General features: G+C 56.7%; 16 protein-coding genes and 1 pseudogene. 10 read left to right on the top strand and 7 right to left on the bottom strand.

From position 1 onward, the window contains the following. Nucleotides 1–46 precede the first annotated feature (46 nt). Entirely contained in the window at nt 47–874 is an 828-nt protein-coding gene (locus BSU04_RS21705; protein WP_089162543.1) for an H-NS histone family protein, read from the bottom strand. Between the two features lie 494 nt (nt 875–1,368). Between BSU04_RS21705 and BSU04_RS21700 the strand changes: the two genes are divergently transcribed. Further along, complete coding sequence (locus BSU04_RS21700) at nt 1,369–1,842, top strand: HU family DNA-binding protein (protein ID WP_089162542.1); 474 nt, start codon at nt 1,369–1,371, stop codon at nt 1,840–1,842. A 529-nt stretch (nt 1,843–2,371) separates the two neighbouring features. On the opposite strand, the gene BSU04_RS21695 is transcribed toward BSU04_RS21700, so the two are convergent. Further along, nucleotides 2,372–2,665, bottom strand: a complete 294-nt coding sequence (locus tag BSU04_RS21695; protein WP_089162541.1) for a hypothetical protein — start codon at nt 2,663–2,665, stop codon at nt 2,372–2,374. Nucleotides 2,666–2,841: 176 nt separating this feature from the next. Here BSU04_RS21695 and BSU04_RS48845 point away from each other — a divergent pair, with 176 nt between their 5' ends. Then, nucleotides 2,842–3,078, top strand: coding sequence for an HNH endonuclease signature motif containing protein (locus tag BSU04_RS48845; protein WP_144021305.1), 237 nt, complete (start codon nt 2,842–2,844; stop codon nt 3,076–3,078). Between the two features lie 502 nt (nt 3,079–3,580). Here BSU04_RS48845 and BSU04_RS21690 read toward each other — a convergent pair. Then, nucleotides 3,581–5,596, bottom strand: coding sequence for a bifunctional DedA family/phosphatase PAP2 family protein (locus BSU04_RS21690; protein ID WP_089162540.1), 2,016 nt, complete (start codon nt 5,594–5,596; stop codon nt 3,581–3,583). A 1,423-nt stretch (nt 5,597–7,019) separates the two neighbouring features. On the opposite strand from BSU04_RS21690, the gene BSU04_RS21685 reads away from it, so the two are divergent. The 5 genes from BSU04_RS21685 to BSU04_RS21665 are packed head-to-tail and all read left to right on the top strand — an operon-like array spanning nt 7,020 to nt 11,719. Further along, a complete protein-coding gene (locus BSU04_RS21685; protein ID WP_089162539.1) occupies nt 7,020–8,105 on the top strand; it encodes a type III polyketide synthase in 1,086 nt (361 codons plus the stop codon). A 46-nt stretch (nt 8,106–8,151) separates the two neighbouring features. Further along, nucleotides 8,152–8,880 carry a class I SAM-dependent methyltransferase gene (locus BSU04_RS21680; protein ID WP_089162538.1) on the top strand — a complete coding sequence of 243 codons (729 nt, stop codon included), beginning with the start codon at nt 8,152–8,154 and terminating at the stop codon, nt 8,878–8,880. Nucleotides 8,881–8,887: 7 nt separating this feature from the next. Beyond that, nucleotides 8,888–10,147 carry an NAD(P)/FAD-dependent oxidoreductase gene (locus BSU04_RS21675; RefSeq protein ID WP_089162537.1) on the top strand — a complete coding sequence of 420 codons (1,260 nt, stop codon included), beginning with the start codon at nt 8,888–8,890 and terminating at the stop codon, nt 10,145–10,147. 55 nt (nt 10,148–10,202) lie between these two features. Further along, nucleotides 10,203–10,490 carry an acyl carrier protein gene (locus tag BSU04_RS21670; RefSeq protein WP_089162536.1) on the top strand — a complete coding sequence of 96 codons (288 nt, stop codon included), beginning with the start codon at nt 10,203–10,205 and terminating at the stop codon, nt 10,488–10,490. After that, nucleotides 10,487–11,719: a beta-ketoacyl-[acyl-carrier-protein] synthase family protein gene (locus BSU04_RS21665; RefSeq protein ID WP_089162535.1), complete on the top strand. Its 1,233-nt coding sequence runs from the start codon at nt 10,487–10,489 to the stop codon at nt 11,717–11,719. Before BSU04_RS21670 ends, BSU04_RS21665 begins: the two co-directional genes overlap by 4 nt. Nucleotides 11,720–12,476: 757 nt before the next feature. Here BSU04_RS21665 and BSU04_RS21655 read toward each other — a convergent pair. Continuing rightward, complete coding sequence (locus BSU04_RS21655; protein WP_306427210.1) at nt 12,477–13,127, bottom strand: H-NS histone family protein; 651 nt, start codon at nt 13,125–13,127, stop codon at nt 12,477–12,479. A gap of 25 nt (nt 13,128–13,152) precedes the next feature. Continuing rightward, nucleotides 13,153–13,296, bottom strand: coding sequence for a hypothetical protein (locus BSU04_RS48555; RefSeq protein WP_306427209.1), 144 nt, complete (start codon nt 13,294–13,296; stop codon nt 13,153–13,155). A 524-nt stretch (nt 13,297–13,820) separates the two neighbouring features. On the opposite strand from BSU04_RS48555, the gene BSU04_RS21650 reads away from it, so the two are divergent. Then, nucleotides 13,821–14,270 (top strand): HU family DNA-binding protein, encoded by a 450-nt coding sequence (locus BSU04_RS21650; protein WP_089162533.1) that lies wholly within the window; start codon nt 13,821–13,823, stop codon nt 14,268–14,270. A 685-nt stretch (nt 14,271–14,955) separates the two neighbouring features. Here BSU04_RS21650 and BSU04_RS48840 read toward each other — a convergent pair. Next, nucleotides 14,956–15,060: pseudogene (locus BSU04_RS48840) on the bottom strand (IS5/IS1182 family transposase); the annotation flags it as partial. A 50-nt stretch (nt 15,061–15,110) separates the two neighbouring features. Further along, nucleotides 15,111–15,374, bottom strand: a complete 264-nt coding sequence (locus BSU04_RS21640; protein ID WP_089162531.1) for a pentapeptide MXKDX repeat protein — start codon at nt 15,372–15,374, stop codon at nt 15,111–15,113. A 1,681-nt stretch (nt 15,375–17,055) separates the two neighbouring features. Between BSU04_RS21640 and BSU04_RS21635 the strand changes: the two genes are divergently transcribed. Both BSU04_RS21635 and BSU04_RS21630 read left to right on the top strand, forming a co-directional pair. After that, a complete protein-coding gene (locus tag BSU04_RS21635; protein WP_373452850.1) occupies nt 17,056–19,416 on the top strand; it encodes a phosphoketolase family protein in 2,361 nt (786 codons plus the stop codon). Continuing rightward, a partial coding sequence (locus BSU04_RS21630; RefSeq protein ID WP_144021304.1) for a class I fructose-bisphosphate aldolase occupies nt 19,413–20,415 on the top strand: 1,003 nt, incomplete at its 3' end. The genes BSU04_RS21635 and BSU04_RS21630, both read left to right, overlap by 4 nt.

Here is a 20,415-nt window from a genome sequence, read left to right as displayed (position 1 = left end):
TGGCCCGGCGTGGCAAGCAGTCGCTGATCAAACCGGGCGATCACATTCAGGTCGTTGAGCCGACACTAGTTTCGACAACTGCCGACGGGCTGCTCACGGCCGTGCTCTTTGGCGGCGTCTTTTTCGTCGGCGCCTTTTTTGCGGCTGCCTTCTGCGTCGCATTCACCACAATTTTCTTACTCACAGTCTTCGCAGTCACGGCCTTCTTCGCAGCTGGCTTCGAAGCTACCGCTTTCTTCGCAGCTACCTTCCAGGCTGGAGTGTTTTTGCCAGCAAGCTTCGCGCTACTCGATTCCGCTGAACTGCTGTTAACGCCGTCGACGAGAAACCTCGTTCGGTCCTTCGCTGCTGCAAGCCACGAGGGCGCTGGACCGCGTCCGCTCCATGTGGCTCCTGTCTTCGGGTCGCGGTATTTTGCCGGCTGCGGTCCTTTACGCTGTCCCTTGGAAGCAGGTGCGCCTGCAGCTACCGAGGCTTTCTTGGTCTTGCCCACAGGGCTCACGCTCGCCGCGCGAACGGCGTCGGTACCACTCACAATCAGGAACTTGGTGCGGTCCTTCGAATCCGCAATCCATGCCGGCGCGCGACCGTGGCCAGTCCACGTGGCGCCTGTCTTAGGATGTTGATACTTCGGCGGGGTGCCGCCTTTCAGACTACGGGTGACCTTCGCCTTGACGTTTGGCGTGCTCCCATTCGCCGCTTTAGCTTCGCGCTTCGCCTTTGCTTTAGCTTCGATGTCGACGGTGGTCAACCCGTGCGTCAGCATAATTTTTCGAATTTGGTCGACCGCTGCTTGTGCCTTTCTTGCAATCAACGTATCCGCTTGCGCCTGCAATTTCTTCATCTTTTCCTGGATCTGTTCGAGGGTGGGCATGGTGAGTTCCTTAAATGGATATGGCCGCACTATGCCATGAGCGTCGGTTGTGCGAAAGCACTGATAGGGTCTTCGCGTCACGCAGATGCAACCAACGATGACGGTCGTACCGGTGAGGTCCTTTGCGATTTGAGGCTATGTGCCATCGTTTGTGCACGCCCGATAACGCCGAATCCATGCGAGAAGAGTCGCTGTTTTTCGCAAAGCAGCGACCGTCCGAGAGTAGGGCTGTCGTTCGATTCGACCGTCTTTGAGCATGCCTGAGGCCCCATTGAAGAAGGGTTTTACAGAAAGCGCCTCCATGAAGCGAGGTACAGGTCGCCATTTTCGTGACTTTCATGCAAAAAACCCCTTGAATAAAGGTCTAGGACGTTGCGTCTTCATGTCGGTGTTGATGCGCTGGCGCCCAACCCGAGAATTTGTACCTTTGCGTTAGTCGGTGACGGCGCAAAGGCAAAGGCCTTGGGCAACCCTTGACTAGAAGAGAGGCATTCATGGCAACAACCGCTACCAAGAAAACCGCGGCTCCGGCGACGACGAAAGCGGCAGCACCCGCTACGAAAAAAGCGACAGCTGTCAGCAAGAAAGCTGCGCCAGTCGCGAAGACAGGAGCCGCACCTGCAGTGAAGAAGCCGGTTGTGGCGGCTTCCTTGAAACCGATCAAGGATACGTTCACGAAGGCATCGCTGACCATTCACTTGGCCGAGCGCTCGGGCGTGGAGCCAAAGGCCGCCAAGGCGTTGTTAGCGGCCCTCGAAGAAACGGTGCTCGCATCGATTCACAAGAAGGGCGCTCAGGAGTTCACACTGCCGGGGCTGCTGAAGGTTGTCGCGCAGGATGTGCCGGCCAAGAAGAAGCGCTTCGGCAAGGACCCGTTCACGGGTGAAGACAAATGGTTTGCGGCGAAGCCGGCTTCGGTTCGCCTCAAGGTGCGCCCGCTGAAGAAACTGAAGGACGCCGCGCTGTAAGCGAAAGTCTTCTGAAGTGATAACGCCCCTCGCGACGAAAATCCGAGGGGCGTTTTCCATTCACCGTCGTGGTCGACGACGTCGGCGCGGCGATGGGATTACAAAAAAATGGCTGATGCCCGCGAGCGAACTGGCATCCACGCCCTGGGGTCGTCCACGCGCCCACTTGCAAACCACATGACGTCGTCCGTCGTCTCGGCTGTCGGCTCTATTGGCAACGGCAGCAACTGCTCGACTTGCTACATCGAGATGCCGGCGACGACTGGCCGATGTGCGGTAGCGACATCTGGCTTTCCGACAACGCGCGAAGCTCATTGAAATGGGCCGAGTTCCCCAATTGCGGGCGCCGGGAGAGCGTGCAAAAGTTTGGGACGTGCTTTTCGTCAGGCATCCCTGGCTTACGGCGTGAATGCACTGTCTGTTCTGTCCGTTGGCCGGCGCCCGCCTGCCGACGTTGGCCCGATGCATTTGCCGTAACGCGAGTCGGCAATTTTGAGCGCCAAAACGCGATGGGACGAGAATTCCCCGTTCAAAACCGAGACTCTGACCTGTGCCCGAACACGGAACGCCGCGCCGCTTGGAGCTTCATCGCGATATGGAACCAGTCGAGGATCCGGCAGCGAGCCAGCTGACTGCCCTCGACGGTTTTTGCAAATTCACCAGCGTCGTCGCCAATCACGGTCACGCGGTCATCGCTCGCCACACCGTTCTGGCTGAGGAACTGATCGAGTCGCGCTGCAGCCGAGGTGGCTTCCTCGTGCACATACGCATACAGTTTTGGAGGACCATCGGTGCACGTCGCCCACCCGGCGACGATATTCACGTGGCGGCCAGGGCCTCTCCTTGATTCGCAATTTCGCAGCCACGCCGTGTCGACGCTCACGGCCGCGACATGTGCGCGGCGACAATTGTTCTGTCCGGCGGCCACAAGTTGACGCCATACAGACTTGGCTGGATTCGCGAACCTGCAGGTCGGCAACGGCTTGGGGCAGCTTCGCGATGCCACGCTCGATATCGGCGTCGAGCTGTTTGTGGCTCGATCAAGGACGGTCGTGTCCAATTTGCCAACAGATGGTCACAAAATCCAGCGGCTGGTGTCTCTACCATCTGGACCAAACGATCGACGGCGGTAAGGATACGATCAGTAATTCGGCGATGCTTCACCCGGATTGCCATCGGATCGCGCGTGCCCTCGGATTATCAGTAGTGAAACCGGCTTCAGCGATGGGGCTTTGAAATGCTTGAGCCGTGTGGCTAAAGTCGCACGCACGGCTCTGAGGGGGCGGCAGCGCAGCAATGCATCGCCGCTACCCGACTGGTCTACGTTTGAGGGTCATATCTAGCCGTGCGGCGAACGCCCGTCTACAAACGGCGTCTGTGAGGGAATTCCCGAAATACGCATTTTCGTTCGTCCGGGCTCCGTAGTGTGCGATGCCCTTCACAGAGTGAACGTGATTGATGCCTCTGGTTTCAGCCAAGAAGGAATGACATATCGCGAATCGGCTGATTCCAATTATTTGTCGGCAAAATACGAGGCGCTCTTTCGCCCGATCTACAGCGCGTCTGTTCCATTTCCAGAGTGGTGTTGCGCGCATGCATCCGCGGCGCACAAACACGGACGCCGGATGAGGTGCACATCATGTAGCGGCGCCTGGAAATCCATCAGTTAGTTTGGGGAAACAGAGTCCCAATGCAGTGGATGGCTAAAACGTCAAGGGCGGGCGCCAAGGTCTTGTCTTCATTCGGTGGGCGATGTAAGTAGCGTTATCGGAATCCCATGGCAGTTTTTGGTGACAGGAACCCTTACCCCAGACCCTGCGAGCCATCTCCCCTGACCTTTCGGGTCGGCTTGCGCCTCGGCGTCTGTATGCAGAATGTTGATGGGCCAAGATGCACGGAACAGTCGCTCGTGTACGAGTGACCCTTGCCAAAGAGGCATGGTCCGTCCATGGTTTCCGTCGTCTATCACGTAGCCGCTTGGCCAAAAGCGCAGCACGTCTCGCTCGTCGCGCGTCGCCCCGGGACGGACGAATACTAGAGACGATGGTACGCCATTGTTTAGTCGTGGCAACACAGGTAGCGCCATAGCGGAAGCGTGCGGCGAAGCCAAGGAAAGCAGGCTATGCGCGGAAAGGTCGGTACCCTCGACCCAGCCCTGAACACGCAGTTGGCTTACCAGGGTTGCGGCGTTCGCGGACCACTGGATGGAGAACGGTTCCTGTCGGTCGCCGTCCATATCGGAGCGATAGCACGGCAGCCCCCTCCACAATGAATCGGTCCATTGTGCTTCCGTACCCAGCACTAAAGTTGTTCTTCGCATGTCCTCTACGCCACCCGGAGGCTGATTGCCCATGATTTGAAGGACAACGCTGCAACATAGAACCGCAAGCATCGTGGCCGGTAAGAATCCGCGTGAGGCAGGCGCTGTCGGTTGCTGCCACGCGACCGTCAACGCAACAATCGAGACCCAGACTGCTGCGAGCGCAGCGCCTGCGATAGCGTCGGAAAACCAGAAGCGACCGAAGTACAGTCCAGTGAGCGCGACTACGACGACGATGACAGCGCTTGTCGTTGCGATGATGAGACTTGTCAATGAGCCAACCCTTCGCGCGACAAAAAACACGAGAAAACCGTACACAATGACCACGGCCGCCACATGATTGCTAGGGAACGCATACGTGTCTGATGGGAGCGAACCTGGTGGAACGCGATGTACGGCGAACTGGATAGCAAACACGAGCAGTTGTGAAAAAACTATGGCACTCAACCAGTAGCCAAGAGCACGCCAATGTCGTTCCCACAGCATCCATAGCACGGCCGTTACCGCGAGCGCCGCCAAAGCGGCTACGCTGCCTAAGGTTGCACAATCAGACAACACGATATCGCCCCATGGCGTACGTATCGATTGCATAAAGTGGTAGACGGACGCGTCAACTCGCAGCAGCGGGTCTCCGCTGACTACGTCCTGTAAAACGCCGAAGAACACCCACGCCGAGGCAACCACCAGCACTGACGCCGAGACAATTACGCCGATAGCCGGTCGGTCGGGGTTGAACGTTCGCAGCGCAATACGCCCGACTACCCCTTCGCGACGACGAGCCCAAGAATACAGGGCGAGACGTGCCTGCCGCGCCCAACTTGCCGCATGCGACAGAGCGAATCGCACGACGCGAGCAGTCAACCATACGATGCCCGCCAAGAGCATGAGCATGACCACGAGACGGAATGATACCGCCCCCGCTACCTGCACAGAGGCTCCGAAAACCACTCCCGGCAGAATGTGTGCAGGCGCCCAGAGCAGGGCCGACAGGACGTTGACGGAATAGAAACGAATCGGTGACATGCCCAACATGCCCACAACTACAGGGACAATCGCGCGTAGCGGACCGATGAAACGCGCGAACACGATACTTTTCGCGCCATGTTTTGCGAAGAACTTTTGCCCTGCGTCGAATACCTGCGGATGAGTGCGGAAGGGCCACAACTGGACAATCGTGGCCTTGTAACGGCTGCCCAGCCAATAGCTGAGGCCGTCGCCTCCCACTGCGCCAGCGATGGCGCATGCGAATAACCAGCCGAGATTTAGGGATCCCGTGCCAACAAGCGCACCAGCTAGGAACATCGCGGTGCTGCCCGGTATGAAGGTTCCAATAACGGCAACGGCTTCGAGAAAAGCAGCCAGGAAGACCACCGCGAGCGTACAACCCGGATGTCCGGCGAGCACGTGCAACAAGTGGACGTATGCGTGCTCCATCCGAATCTCTCCTTCGTCATGCGATATGCGCCTGCCGGTGGACAGGTAACGGGAACAGTCGAAACCGCTTAACCAGAGCGAGCAACGACGGTCGCAAAATTTCCGGAGGCATCGCGATATCCGTCACGGAGTCGACCTTAGAGGCTGAAAATTGCGCGCACGAAATCCACCGTCGACATTCTCCAGTATCAATTGCCCACCCGAGCGCCGCGCAATCGAGATAGCGAGACCGCTTCTATTCGCGCCACCTTGTTGTAAGACAGTCCTAAGTCTCATCTAATGTGCGAGGGATCCCTACGTTTCCTGAACGCTCGAATATGTCGGCTGCCAACTACAGAATATCCACTTTCAAGCGGAACGGCAGCGGTGTGCAAGGTAGAAGAGTGCCGGCTCCCCGGGTATCGCTCAGCCCGCGTCTGTACACATAAATTTTCGTCGATGCTACGGCTCGAAAATAGTCCTGATGCATCCGACTAGAGGGACGGAGTTGCAGTCACAAAAACGGCTCCCAAATAACCGGTACGGGAAGCCAGATAAAGATGGAGGAACGAAAATTGCGCATATCATTCGACGCCGTCACGTCAGTCAGGCTGAAAATGGCGACGTTCTTCAGGTATGGTTGGAACTCCTCAGCGCTGTCGGACGACCAGGCTCCTCAGCTTTCCCTGAGGGCGCGCTGTGTAGCATCGCTCGCCGATTTGCAAACTCCGCATCGCAGTAGTTGACCTTCTATCAGAGGCGGCAAAAAAAGCCCGGCGCCACTGCCGGGCCAAAGGGGATGGTCATTGCCTACGGCTATCGGCACAAACGTCGACTGCGCCGATTGGGTAGCCTAGGTTGACCATCCGTATGACCGACAGAAGCGAATTGCCGAATCGAAGAGAGCGTGGTCAGAATAATTTTGCCGAGAAAGCAGCTGTTCATTATTGAACCAATGCAAACAATCTACGCCCCTGGCCTTATGCTTGACTTAGCCAAAGCCGAATATGCATCGCCTAATGCTCTGGCTATCGCGAGGCTAGGTGCTTGCAACCTGCGACGCTGTGGTCGGGTCTGGGTACTTGTTTTTGTCGCGATGAACTCGGCGGAGCTTCGCGGTGCAAAAACCGCTTTCGGGCCGGCCTCTGTCCGCGCATCTTGATTAGTCTGCCAACGACTGCGACCATCGTCGCATCGTATGCGGTTATCGCCGTGGATTCTCAATGATTAAGCTGGCCGTGCAGCTCGGCTTCCGACGATTTCTTTGCCGCTATCAAGGCGGGGAAACTCCCCTTCCTTCACCGGCCCATGGTTAATTCTGGTTAAGGCCCGTCTTTTGCTCATAGTCATGAATCCGGAAGTCGATTCGCGATCAGGTCCGTTCTCATGCCACCATGCCTAAGCCTTCACAACCGAAGGCATCATTCAAGATCTCAAAGGTTCTATGTTCGTTAGAGGAATCGGTACCGCAAATCCGACTCAGCGGTATACCAAGGCCGACTGCTTGGCGGCATTCCAAAATTCGGAATGGTACGCTCGCCTCGATGCACGTTCGCACTTCGTCGCCCGCACCGTCTTACAACGCGACAATGGAATCGAGGCGCGCCGTCTTGCGCTTGCGTCGCTCGACGAAGTTTTTGCTATCGATCCGAACACGCTTTCCAAACGATTTGCCGAGCACGCGCCTCATCTCGCCGCGCAGGCAGCAATGCGGGCACTGGATCGTGCAGGATTGGTACCTGACGAGATTGACGCGGTCGTAGTTAGCACATGCACCGGATATATGTGCCCAGGCCTTTCCGGGTATGTCGCTGAGCGAGTGGGCTTGCGCGCAGATGTCCAGGCGTTCGACTTGGTGGGGCAGGGTTGCGCTGCCGCTCTGCCCAATCTGCAGCTCGGCCAAGCGCTTTTGGGAGCGTCGACTGTAGGTGCTTCTGGATCTTGCCAGCATGTGCTGTCGATCTGCGTCGAGGTGAGTAGTGCGGCCATGTACCTGGACAATGATCCGGGCGTTATCATAAGCGCCTGCCTTTTTGGCGATGGTGCAGGCGCAGTCGTTCTGTCGCGAGACCCCGACCCCGACATCGCATCGCGTTCCATCGAGTGGATCGACAGTTCGTCGCTGATTGATCCGAGCGAGCGCCGAGCGTTGATGTTCGAGCAACAGGATGGCATGTTGCGCAACGTATTGACCCGACCTGTGCCACGACTCGCCGCACAATATGCTCAACGCGTGCTTGAAGTCGTGCTCAAACGGCAAAACTTGGCTTCTCAAGACATTTCAGCCTGGATCTTGCATGCGGGAGGGCGTGACGTTTTACTGGCCATTGAGCGGTCCTTAGAGCTGCAGCCGTACGATCTACGGTATAGCGCAGCCATGCTGCGTGAGTATGGGAACATGTCGAGCGCTTTTGTCTATTTTGTGCTCGCGGCTGCCCTCGCTGATAACGCACCGGGTGGCTGGTGGTGGCTGTCCTCCTTCGGAGCGGGGTTTAGTTGTCATGGCGCCCTCCTCAAAGTAAGCGAATGAACTATCTCGGTTCTCTACCATTCGCGTTGTCGATTCGGGAGCAGCGATGAGCTTTCCACGCAAGGTCTCTGCTGAGACGCTTGATCACCTCAACGAGAACGATCCAAGGGCCATGCGCTCGCGGCGAGATTTACAGCGCGTGCATCAGGTAATGGGCACGCGTTCTATTGTCTGCAATGGCCTAAACGAGCTAGTCCCTCACTTTTCGCCCGGCCGTCTACGTGTACTTGAGCTCGGCGCGGGCGACGGCACGTTGATGCTCAGTGTAGCAAGGGCTTTAGGACCCGACTGGACGGCCATCGATCTCACCCTGCTTGATCGCCAAAAATTGGTTGAACCAAAGACGGTAGAAGCATACGAAAAGGCAAATTGGAAAGTCGACATAGAAGTGGGGGACGTCACCGATTGGATCAGAAATAATGTTCGTGCCCAGCGCGAGCAGGAGCCGGACCGATGGGACCTGATCGTCGTCAACCTCTTTCTGCACCACTTCGAGGGAGCGAACCTGGCTAATTTGCTCGACGCGATTGCGGGGTCCAGCAGCCGGTTTTTTGCTTGCGAGCCGCACCGTTCGTACTTTGCGCTAACGGGCAGTCACTTAATTGGAGCGCTTGGCGCGAACGCAGTCACGCGCGAAGACGCGGTGTTAAGTGTACACGCGGGATTTCGGGGGGCCGAGATTACAAAACTTTGGCAGCAAACGGGGCGACAGTGGAAAGTGAGTGAATATTCGGCAGGGCTCTTTAGCCATTGCTTTTCTGCCCACCGATTGTAAGTCGACCATGGAAAATACCTTTGACGTACTCATCATCGGCGCCGGTCCCGCGGGATCATCGGCCGCGATTCTACTGGCGGGTGCGGGCTGGTCGGTCGCCCTCATAGAAAAGCAATTGTTCCCGCGTCGCAAGGTATGTGGTGAATGCATCGCAGCAAGCAACTTGCCGCTTCTCAGCGCTTTGGGAGTAGGGACAGAGTTCGAACGCCGCGCTGGACCGGCGTTACGCAAGGTTGCCTTCATGCGGGGCGCTCACACTGCGCTCACCGAACTGCCACCAGCTACCCGCAGCGGCTTTGCATGGGGTCGTGCGCTTGGCCGCGAGACGCTCGACACGCTTTTAATTGATAAAGCCCGCGCGGTCGGCGTCCAAATCTTTCAACCGTGGTCCTTGAACAGCGTTCGCGGCGGTCCAGGTGCGTGGCGCTGCGAATTGAAAACCGTGGGATCAAAGGCAAGTGCAACGCTTTGTGCTCCCATCGCGATCGACGCACACGGTTCTTGGGAAGCCTTGCCCACGGGTCGAGACGAAGGCAGACGCGTACACCGTGCCACTGACTTGCTAGCATTCAAAGCTAATTTCGTGGGCGCATCATTACAGGATGGCTTGCTGCCTGTATTGTCGTTTGACGGCGGATACGGAGGCATGGTTGTGGCCGACGGCCGCGTCATGACATTGGCCTGTTGCGTGCGTCGCGATCGCCTAGAAGCGCTGCGACATACAGCGCCAGGAGTGAGTGCCGGCGAGGCAGTTGAGGCCATGCTTAGACGAGAGTGCGCGGGAGTTCGCAAAACGCTTTCAACGGCTACGCGCCCCGGAGCCTGGATCGCCGCAGGTCCGTTGCATCCGGGTATTCGTGTTCACAACGATGACGGGTTTTTCCGGATAGGCAATGCTGCGGGGGAGGCGCACCCGATCATTGGCGAGGGCATGAGCATGGCGTTGCAATCGGCGTGGCTCTTATGCGCGGAGTTGCTCGGCGCACAACGCGAAGAACGAGTTCACACGGCGGGTGACGCAGCGTGGCAACATTTAGCGAGATGCCGCTACGCACGACAATGGCATCAGCGATTCGGTCCGCGCATGCGCCTCGCTTCCCTGTTCGCTCACGCGAGTATGCGCGCGCCAACTGCCGATGCATTGCTCATGCTCTTCAAAGCGTGGCCTGGCCTGCTGCCATTGGGTGCAATATGGGGCGGTAAGACCCGTTGCGCAGTCGACGCAGCGACCATCGCTTCGCTGACCGCTTTGCGAGGCACCATATGATGGCTGATACGACTCGACCGATAGACGGCAAGCAAAAGAAGGCTAACCATACGCTATGACCACGACATTTGAATGGCTTCGCACAACGCTCGCTCAGGACTATAACCTCGAGCCGGCGGCGCTGACCCCTGATGCTTCACTCGAATCGCTTGGCCTTGACTCACTGGCGGTGGCCGAATTGCTGTTCGCCGTTGAAGAAAAATTCAAGATAACCGTGGCGGCAGAACCGCCGCCTCTAAAAACTCTAAGCGACGTCTTTCAGTTTATCGATGCGCAGATTGCGGTTCAGCACGGAGACTTGACCGCGAAAGACAAGTTTCCCTCGACGTCTTCGTCGATATGAGAAGGGTAGCTATCACTGGTGTAGGTGCGATCTGTCCGCTAGGCACTTCTGCGCCAGAAGTGTTCGAAAACGCGCGACACGGCGTTTCCGGCATTCATCGCCTGGACGTTCCGTTCGCGGGGCGGCTTGCATCGCCCATAGCGGGATCGGCGAGGTTAAACGGCACGGATCACTTTGCTCCCCCGAAACTACGGATGCTCGACCGCGTGAGCCAGTTCGCGCTCGTGGCCGCCAAAGAAGCGGTTACCGACGCGCGGTGGGGTTCGGATTCTAACGATCTTTCGCGTAGCGGAGTATTCGTCGGGACCGGGATGGGTGGCACACACACTATAGATGATGGTTATCAGATTCTCTACGGTGAGGATTCAGATCGCATCAAACCATTTACCGTTTTGATGGGCATGTACAACGCGCCTGCGGCGTGGATCAGTATTGAGTACGGGCTACGTGGCCCGTGCCTGACTTATTCGACTGCATGCGCCTCGTCCGCTGTGGCTATTGGAGAAGGGTGGTCGCGGGTCGCGCGCGGCGAGCTCGACTTCGCGATCGCCGGCGGCGCAGAGGCACCACTATCATGCGGATCGCTCAAGGCTTGGGAGGCGCTTCACACCATCGCGACTATCGACGGCGAGGACCCTGCCGCATCGTGCAAGCCATTTTCCAGGAATCGCAGCGGCATGGTGCTCGCCGAAGGCGCAGCGATGGTAATCCTCGAGCCATGGGAAGTCGCTGTCGCACGTGGCGCGCTGATCTACGGCGAAGTGATCGGTTACGGCCTCGCAACCGATATTAGCCATATCACGCGGCCAAGCGTCGAGGGTCAAGCTGCCGCCATGCGCAACGCGCTCTTCGCCGCTCAAATCGACAGGTCTGAAGTTGATGCGATCAACGCTCACGGTACCGGGACTGCTGCGAACGATTCAACTGAAACAGCGGCAATAAAGGAGGTCTTTGGCGAACGTGCCTATCGCATCCCGATAAGCGCGACGAAGTCCGTTCACGGACATCTGCTGGGAGCGGCTGGAGCGCTTGAGTGCGTTCTATCGTTGCTCGCGATCCGACAAGAGACGTTGCTGCCGACTATGCACTTAAAAAGCACTGACCCGCAATGCGATCTGGACTATGTGCCAAATGCAGCGCGAGAAAGCCAGTCAACGCGAGTCATGCTATCGAATTCGTTCGCGTTCGGTGGAACCAACGCTGTATTGGTCTTAAAACGCTTCGACTAACCAAATGTTCCGAACCGACCGATCAGGCATTGCGAAGGTTGGCCGTGTTCAAATGGCAACGGCTGGATGCAACATTGAGCATAACGAATCAACGTCCAACTTTCTGAGGCGCAATATCGCTGCGCCAACTGTCTTGCATCGTACGCAATACCTTCCGGACGTCCTCCCGGGCGCGGCCGATGATGCCAGAGCACCGCAAGGCGTTTACGCGTCGGTACATGGTTCGCCGGCGAGGGTGGTTCCGCTATAACCCAATGGTGCTTCTGGCTGTTTTCCAATGCGGATCGGAGGGTTGCTAGTACTCGGCATATCGGATCGTGTCTGTCAGCTGACACTGTCACCGTTTGCAGCAGTTGACACCTTCTGCGGCACACGTAAAGCCATGATTTCCGTGGGTTTTGAACGGTCCTCTGGCGCAACTTACGCAGATTGGCGTTTTTATTTCGAAATCGGTGACAACTTCATTGCGGAAGTGGCTTCAATGAGAGAAAGGCCGGAGCGATCGTATGAGGCAGTGACCGGCGAACACCGGACGGCCGAGGTTTAGAACTGCCTTCTCCATAGCCGACGTTCAACTTCGCAGGGATCGATGTGCGGTGAAAATGCGTGTCCACGACGCAATAACCGCGAAGTATCCGCGAAGGCCGTGGCGAAGCCCAATGAGGGCTTTTGGCACAGAGCTGACCTCAATAGGATGTCGTGCCCTTCGTTCGCCCGGTGTGGCAAGCAGTCGCTCGTCAAACCGGGCAAATCACATTCAGGTCGTTGAACCGGCACTGGTCTCGACAACTGCCGACGGGGCGGTCACAGCCGTACTCTTTGGCGACGTCTTTTTCGTCGGCACCTTTTTTGCGGAAGGCTTCTGCGTCGCACTCACAACAACTTTTACACCCACAGTTTTTGCGGTCACGGTCTTCTTCGCAACAGGTTTCTTCGCTGTAGCTTTCTTCGCCGCAACCTTCTTGGCGGTAGTTTTTTTGCTTGCAAGCTTCGCGCTACCCGCATTCGCCGACCCGACGCCTGCACCGTCAACCAGAAACCGCGTCCGGTCTTTCAGTGCGGCAAGCCACGCGGGCGCAGGACCGCGTCCGCTCCATGTGGCGCCGGTCTTCGGGTCGACATATTTTGCCGGCTGCGGTCCTTTACGCTGTCCCTTGGAGGCAAGTTCGCCTGCAGTTACCGAGGCTTCCCTGGCCTGAGTCTTGGCCTTGCTCACAGGATTCACAGGACTCACGCCCGCCGCGCGAACAGCGTCAGTACCACTCGCAATAAGGAACTTGTCGCGATCCTTGGCATCTGCAATCCATGCCGGCGCGCGACCGTGGCCGGTCCAGGTGGCGCCCGTCCTAGGATGTTGATACTTCGGTGGGGTCCCGCTCTTTAGACTTTTGGCAACCTTCGCCTTCACGTTTGTAGTACTCCCATCCATTGCTTTAGCTTCGCGCTTCGCTTTTGCTTTTAACTTCGATGTCGACGGTGGTCAAACTGTGCGTCAGCATAATTTTCCGAATTTGGTCGACCGCGGCTTGCGCCTTTCTTGCAATCAACATATCCGCTTGCGCCTGCAATTTCTTCATCTTTTCAATATCTGTTCGAGGGTGGGCATAGTGATCTTCTTAAATGGATATGGCCGCACTATGCCATGAGTCTCGAGAGCGTGAAAGCGAAGATAGGGTCTTCTCGTTACGCAGGTCCAGCCAACGGTGACGGTTGGACCGGTGAGGGTCCCTCGCGATTTGAGTCTAGGCGCCACCGTTTATGTACGCCCGATAACGCGGACTCCAATGCGAGAGAGGCATTGTTTTTCGCAGAACTGTGACCGTCAGAGCGTCGGTCCAATGTCTGATTTGACTGTCTTTAAGCGTGTTTCAAGCCCTATAGGGTAGGGGTTTTACTGGACCCACCTCCATGAGGCGAGGTACAGGTCGCTGTTTTCGTGACTTTAATGCCAAAAACCCCTTAATTCATGGGCTGAAACGTTGCGTCTTCATGGCGGGGTTGTTACGCTGGCGCCCAACCCGAGAATTTGTACCTTTGCGTTAGTCGGTGACGGCGCAAAGGCAAAGGCCTTGGGCAACCTTTGACTACAAGAGAGGCATCTATGGCAACAACTGCTACGAAGAAAACTGCAGCACCCGCTACGAAGAAAGCGACAACTGTCAGCAAGGGAGCTGCGCCAGTCGCGAAGAAGGCAGCTGCACCTGCAGTGAAGAAGGCTGTTGTGGCCGCTCCCGTGAAACCGATCAAGGATACGTTCACGAAGGCATCGCTAACCATTCACCTGGCCGAGCGCTCGGGCGTGGAGCCGAAGGCGGCCAAGGCGTTGTTGGCAGCGCTCGAAGAAACGGTGCTCGCATCGATTCACAAGAAGGGCGCGCAGGAGTTTACGTTGCCGGGATTGCTGAAGGTTGTCGCGCAGGATGTGCCGGCCAAGAAGAAGCGCTTCGGCAAGGACCCGTTCACGGGTGAAGACAAATGGTTTGCGGCGAAGCCGGCTTCGGTGCGCCTCAACGTGCGCCCGCTGAAGAAGCTGAAGGACGCCGCGCTGTAAGCGAACGCGTTCTGATGTGGAAAATGCCCCTCGCTGACGAAAATCCGAGGGGCTTTTTCCATTCACGGCGCGGTCGACGACGTCAGCGCGACGAAGGGATTGCAACAAATGGTTCACGTCGATCTGATCACGGACACCACTCGCAGCGATTGTGAAGCATGCGGCTGTTTCGTCGGCTCGTTTGATCAAAACGAGAAGACTTGTTCGCTTCAGTTCCAAGGCAGCAAGCAGACTGCTAGAAACGATGCGAAGTTTTGTATGTGATTGGCGGCGAAAATATCACCTTCTTGTCGGGTACCCAAGGTGGTACGGACTGGACAGGGGGCGCCGGGTCGCCAGACGGATGTGCCTGACTGCGGCGGCGCTACTCGACAGGTCGAAGTAATTGTGGCCGCCGCATCGAGATTGTCAGCACGATCTGGGCCGCGTCCGCATCACTGGCTTGGCGACCAACATTAAGGTCGCGTGGCGCTTGAGGGCGAAGAGAGCATCGGGCACGCGTAGGTTTCGGGCGCACTCAGGTTTACTTCTCCTTCATCGAATTTCCGGGCAAGCTGACGGTAAAGACGCACCCAGTGCCCGGAACGTTGCATACGCCTAACATCCCGCCATTTGATGCCACGCTACGTCGTGCGATCGACAGCCCCAGCCCCAGCCCACTTCTGTCATCGCCGCGCTGTGTAACGGACTGAGGGCGTGCAAGTGCCGCCATGCGGTTCACGACGCCTACGCGGATCGCCATCTCGGTCGCTTGCGAACCGATGCAGCGTGCCCACATACGATTACCGCTTGAAAAATGGCTGGCCGGAGTGATCCAGCCACTTTCCGTCCTCGTTTCGCTTAGTTCGCCATGGCGCCCGATGCGCTGTGGCCCATCTTCGAGTCTCCTGTACCTTTCTTCATCATGTCGTCGTGCTTCATCTTCTTGCCCATTGAGCCTTTGGACATTGAGTCTTTCGACATCGTGTCTTTGTGCATCGAATCCTTGCTCATCGAGTCTTTCGACATACCGCCGTTAGACATGGCGCCGCTCGCTTGCGCGAACGCCGAACCACCACATACCAGCAAGCCTGCGGCAAGCACTGCGATTGCAATCCGTTTCATATCAACTCCTTGTGTGATTTCTGTTTACATAGATTGTCCGCGACCCGAACGAGATGCCGTGTAGGGCAGGAGCTGAGGTTTGCGGAACAGGGTGTTTCGACATTTCGATCCACTAGCTGCGGGACATATCAAGTGCGCTTTTCCGTCAGGTGCGGATTCTCTTCAAGAACTTGGTTTTCCTTTGCTCTAAGCTCCTCGTTGTGTTTAACGTAGGTCATGCGCTCACAGTCCCCTATTTCTATACTTCGCTCGACCAGTCGCCCTGGTTACAGGTGCAACGAAATATATTTTGATGAGCTTCGCCTAACGCAGTGGAGCACAAATCGGCGAGGCTTAGGTCCGATCTCAGCGCACTCGAAGGATGGGGTTGCCCCATTGCTAACGGGCGGAACCTTCAGTGCAAATTCGGCAAATCCACCTGATATTGAGGAGATGCCGGGTGGAGCTGTCTGGCGTCAACTACTGTGGCCGCCCGGCGACAACTATTCCGGCTGGTTGAGGGGTAGTCTCTCCTGGTGGACAGAACAATTGTCACCGTGCAGGAGCAGTGGCGACGACACTCGCGTCCACCCGAGAAGACTCTTCCGCAGGACGTATTTGGCCTCAAGAGGATAACCTCGGCGGGCTTGGCGCTTCGCCCAGTATTTAGATCTAGATGCAAGCAGTCTGGCGTAGATTTTGCAGTTCTGAAGTCCTAATCAAAATCGGTAAAGCGACATTCACTCTCGTGGATATTATTAGCATTATCGGACCCGATATCAACGAGCGTCGTTAGAGTTTGCCGCTCGACCGATGTGATCGAGGCCATACCGTGAGTCCGGCTAAGTCACTCTTGAGACGTGGCCGGCTCTTACTCATTCGAACTTGAAGCTGAGACACGAGATCCCTCATCGAACTCTGCTTTTCGTAACGCTTAACGACGGTCGTCGGAGTTAAAAGCACCAATCACCTGACCGAAGAGAGCCTGCAAAACCTGGGGAGGCTCCCAGGGCGGCTCGAACGAGCATCTGGGAGTGGCTATTTCCTGTGCGGTACGCTGATCGGGGTCGCGACGGTGGGAGCAAGCCATGCGGTTGATCATCGAAGCAGGGTGTCCGACGGGCACCGAAAGACCCTTCCTCCCCGGCCGCTCCGGATGAATCGCGCTTGCCCCATCCGACAGCCTATCCAATTCTGACTGGACAACCAGCGCTCGTGACAGGCGTAAATGCAGGTGTCGGCAAGGCAGAGAGCGTGCAAAAAGGGCCAAGACCGCAGGATGCTTACAAAGAGGCGATTGCGGCGTGACGTGATCGAAATAGCTTTTTGCCGCGATCGATCAATGAACCGGTAAAAATGCCGGTCTGCGTAGTTTCCGAACCTTCCGCTCTCGCCGAGCTCGGCGTTAGTATCGATGCGTGAGTGAATATTTGCATTTGGCAGGTCCATCTGCAAGGACCGTGAGATCAAGACGCCGAAAGTCGCGCCAAAAACCCGACGTCTCTTGTCGATGCACGATTGGCTAAACAGTAAGCACTTGGCGAATAGACCGTGAAGTTCCGCAATGGATCGATACGAACTTCTTGAGCCTTGCCGATCCTACCGAACCACGATACCGAGGGAGCCAAGATAAATGAACACGCCCACTTCGACACAAGACTCAACCATTGAACACGTTGAAGCATCGCCCGCAACTGGGCAAATGACACTCGAGCCGACTGAACTTAGCAGGATAAACGCCTACTGGCGCGCTGCGAACTATGTATCCGTCGGACAGATCTACCTTTACGACAATCCGCTGCTGCGCGAACCGCTGAAAATGGAGCATATCAAGCCCCTCGTAGTCGGGCATTGGGGTACGGTACCGGGGCAAAACTTTATTTACGTCCATCTGAACCGGGTTATTAAAAAGCACGACCTCAACATGTTCTACATCTCTGGACCGGGGCACGGAGGAGCGGCGCTCGTAGGTAATACCTATCTCGAAGGTACGTATAGCGAAGTGTATCCCGATGTCAGCGAGGACGAAGCAGGGCTAAAAAGGCTCTTCACTCAGTTCTCGTTTCCTGGCGGGATTTCGAGTCACGTGGCGCCGACCACGCCGGGTTCGATTCATGAAGGTGGCGAGTTGGGATACTCGCTAAGTCATGCGTTCGGTGCTGTATTTGACAATCCGGATCTCATCGTTGCGTGTGTAATAGGGGACGGTGAAGCGGAAACGGGACCGCTAGCGACCTCATGGCAATCCAACAAGTTTCTGAGTCCAATCACCGATGGAGCGGTGCTACCGATTCTGCACCTCAACGGCTACAAGATCAGCAACCCGGCGGTTTTGGCGCGTATTGAACATGAAGAGCTCGAGCAATTCCTGCAAGGATGCGGCTGGTCGCCTTATTTTGTGGAAGGTGACGACGCGGACAAAATGCATGAACTGATGGCCACCCACTTAGAGAAGGCTGTCACGGAAATCAAGCGGATTCAAAAGGATGCTCGCAAAGCTGGCCATGCTATTCGCCCGCGGTGGCCGATGATTGTACTGAGGTCACCCAAGGGATGGACCGGCCCGAAAGTCGTCGACGGTCTGCAGATTGAGGGCACTTTTCGATCACATCAGGTGCCGCTCATTGTCGACTCGGAGCATCCCGAACATCTCCAGCAACTCGAGGGCTGGATGAAGAGCTACAAGGCAGAGGAACTGTTCGATCACACCGGCCGATTGATTCCCGAACTAGCTGACCTGGCGCCGAAAGGTGAGCGGCGAATGGGTGCCAATCCTCACGCAAACGGTGGGTTGCTGCTACGAGAACTGCGGATGCCGGACTTCCAACTCCACGCGGTGGACGTTCCGTCGCCGGGTGCTATTGAAGCGCAAGATACGCTAGTACTCGGCAAATTCCTTCGTGACGTCGTCGCACTGAATCAGGAACAACGTAACTTTCGAGTCTTTGGTCCCGACGAGACGCTTTCAAACCTTCTCGGCGCTGTCTTTGAAGTCACAAACCGTCAGTGGGATGCCCAGGCAGTCAAGGAAGATGAATTTCTGGCGCCGGCCGGACGGGTATTAGACTCGATGCTGAGCGAGCACCAGTGCGAGGGTTGGCTCGAGGGGTATCTCCTCACGGGACGACATGGGCTCTTCAACAGCTACGAGGCTTTTATTCGCATCGTTGATTCGATGTTCAGCCAACACGCCAAGTGGTTGAAGGTAACCTCAGAATTACCATGGCGCCGCAAAATCGCCTCGCTCAATTATCTGCTCGCCTCGCACGTTTGGCAGCAGGATCATAACGGCTTTACGCATCAAGACCCGGGCTTCCTCGATCACGTTATCAACAAGAAAGCCGATATTGTGCGCGTTTATTTGCCGCCCGATGCAAATTGCCTGTTGTCAGTGTTTGACCACTGTTTGCGCAGCCGCCATTACGTGAACGTTGTGGTGGCCGGCAAACATGCCCTACCGCAATGGCTGACGATGGACGCCGCGGTGGCGCATTGCACGGAAGGGATTGGCATCTGGCAGTGGGCCAGCAATGATCAGGAAGGTGAGACGGACGTTGTGATGGCGTGCTGCGGGGACACACCCACTCTTGAGATTTTGGCAGCTGTTTCCATCCTTCGCGAACACCTGCCCGAATTGAAAATCCGGGTGCTCAACGTTGTGGATCTAATGAAGCTGCAGCCGAGCGCCGAGCACCCACACGGACTGAGCGACAAAGATTACGATTCGCTGTTCACCAAAGATAAGCCGATCGTCTTCGGCTTTCACGGATACCCATGGCTGATTCACAGGCTTACATACCGTCGTACCAACCGCAATATGCACGTGCGAGGCTACAAGGAAGAGGGAACGATTACCACGGCCTTCGATATGAGAGTGCAGAACGACCTTGATCGCTTTCACCTTGTTCAGGACGTGATCGACGTATTGCCGCAGTTGGGCGGGAAGGGTGCCTACTTGAAGCAGATTGTTCGAGACAAGCTTATCCAGCACAAACATTTTATCGATAAGCATGGGCAAGACATGCCGGAGATTCGGAACTGGAAGTGGGGCGATGTGAAATGAATTCGCGAACGCTTATCGAGACGGCCAAGGCGTTGGTCGCAGACGCAAAGGGTCTGTTGGCGATGGATGAGAGCAACTCAACCTGCGACAAACGGTTTGCCAAGTCGGGCATCGAGCAGAGCGAAGAAACCCGACGCGCATATCGCGAATTACTCGTGACCACCCCTGGGCTCGGCGACGTGATCAGTGGTGCAATTCTTTACGATGAGACGATCCGACAGCGGGGAAAAGATGGGACACCCTTCATCGAAACGCTTGTCGGCGCCGGCATTATTCCCGGCATCAAAGTCGATATCGGAGCGAAGGACCTAGCTGGACATCCGGGAGAACTGATAACGGAAGGCTTGGACGGCTTGCGGGTCCGATTGAAAGAGTACGTCGACATGGGGGCTCGGTTTGCTAAGTGGCTCGCCATTATCGTCATAGGCGACGCCCTCCCAAGCCGCAGCAGTATCGACGCGAACGCGCATGCTCTTGCACGCTATGCCTGTTTGTCGCAAGAATGTGGACTTGTGCCAGTTGTCGAACCGGAAGTCCTTATGGACGGAAATCACACCCTGAGTCGATGTGAGGAGGTCACCGAGGATGTCCTAAGCAGCGTTTTTAGCCATCTTCGCGCTCAACGAATACTGCTGGAGGGCATGCTCCTCAAACCTAATATGGTGTTGCCCGGTTTGAGCTGCGCCACGCAGGAGTCTGTAGACGAGGTGGCGGACGCCACGATCAGGTGCCTCCTCAGAGTGGTGCCGGCGGCGGTTCCGGGAATCATGTTCTTATCGGGAGGCCAGTCCGGCGAGTTGGCATCTGCTCGTTTGAATGCCATGCATACCCGGGCGAAGGAGCCGTTGCCTTGGGCGGTGGCCTTCTCCTTCGGTCGAGCCATCCAGCAACCGGCTCTAGAAATCTGGCGTGGCGAAGAGATTCATGCGAAAGACGCTCAACAGGCGTTGCATCACCGGGCTGCGTGTAACCGCGCCGCATGCCGGGGTGAGTATCGTG

The sequence above is a fragment of the Caballeronia sordidicola genome (assembly GCF_002220365.1).
In the GTDB taxonomy this organism is placed as follows: domain Bacteria; phylum Pseudomonadota; class Gammaproteobacteria; order Burkholderiales; family Burkholderiaceae; genus Caballeronia; species Caballeronia sordidicola_C.
The sequence above is the reverse complement of the archived record's forward strand: the minus strand, read 5'-3'. Positions and strand labels throughout refer to the sequence as shown.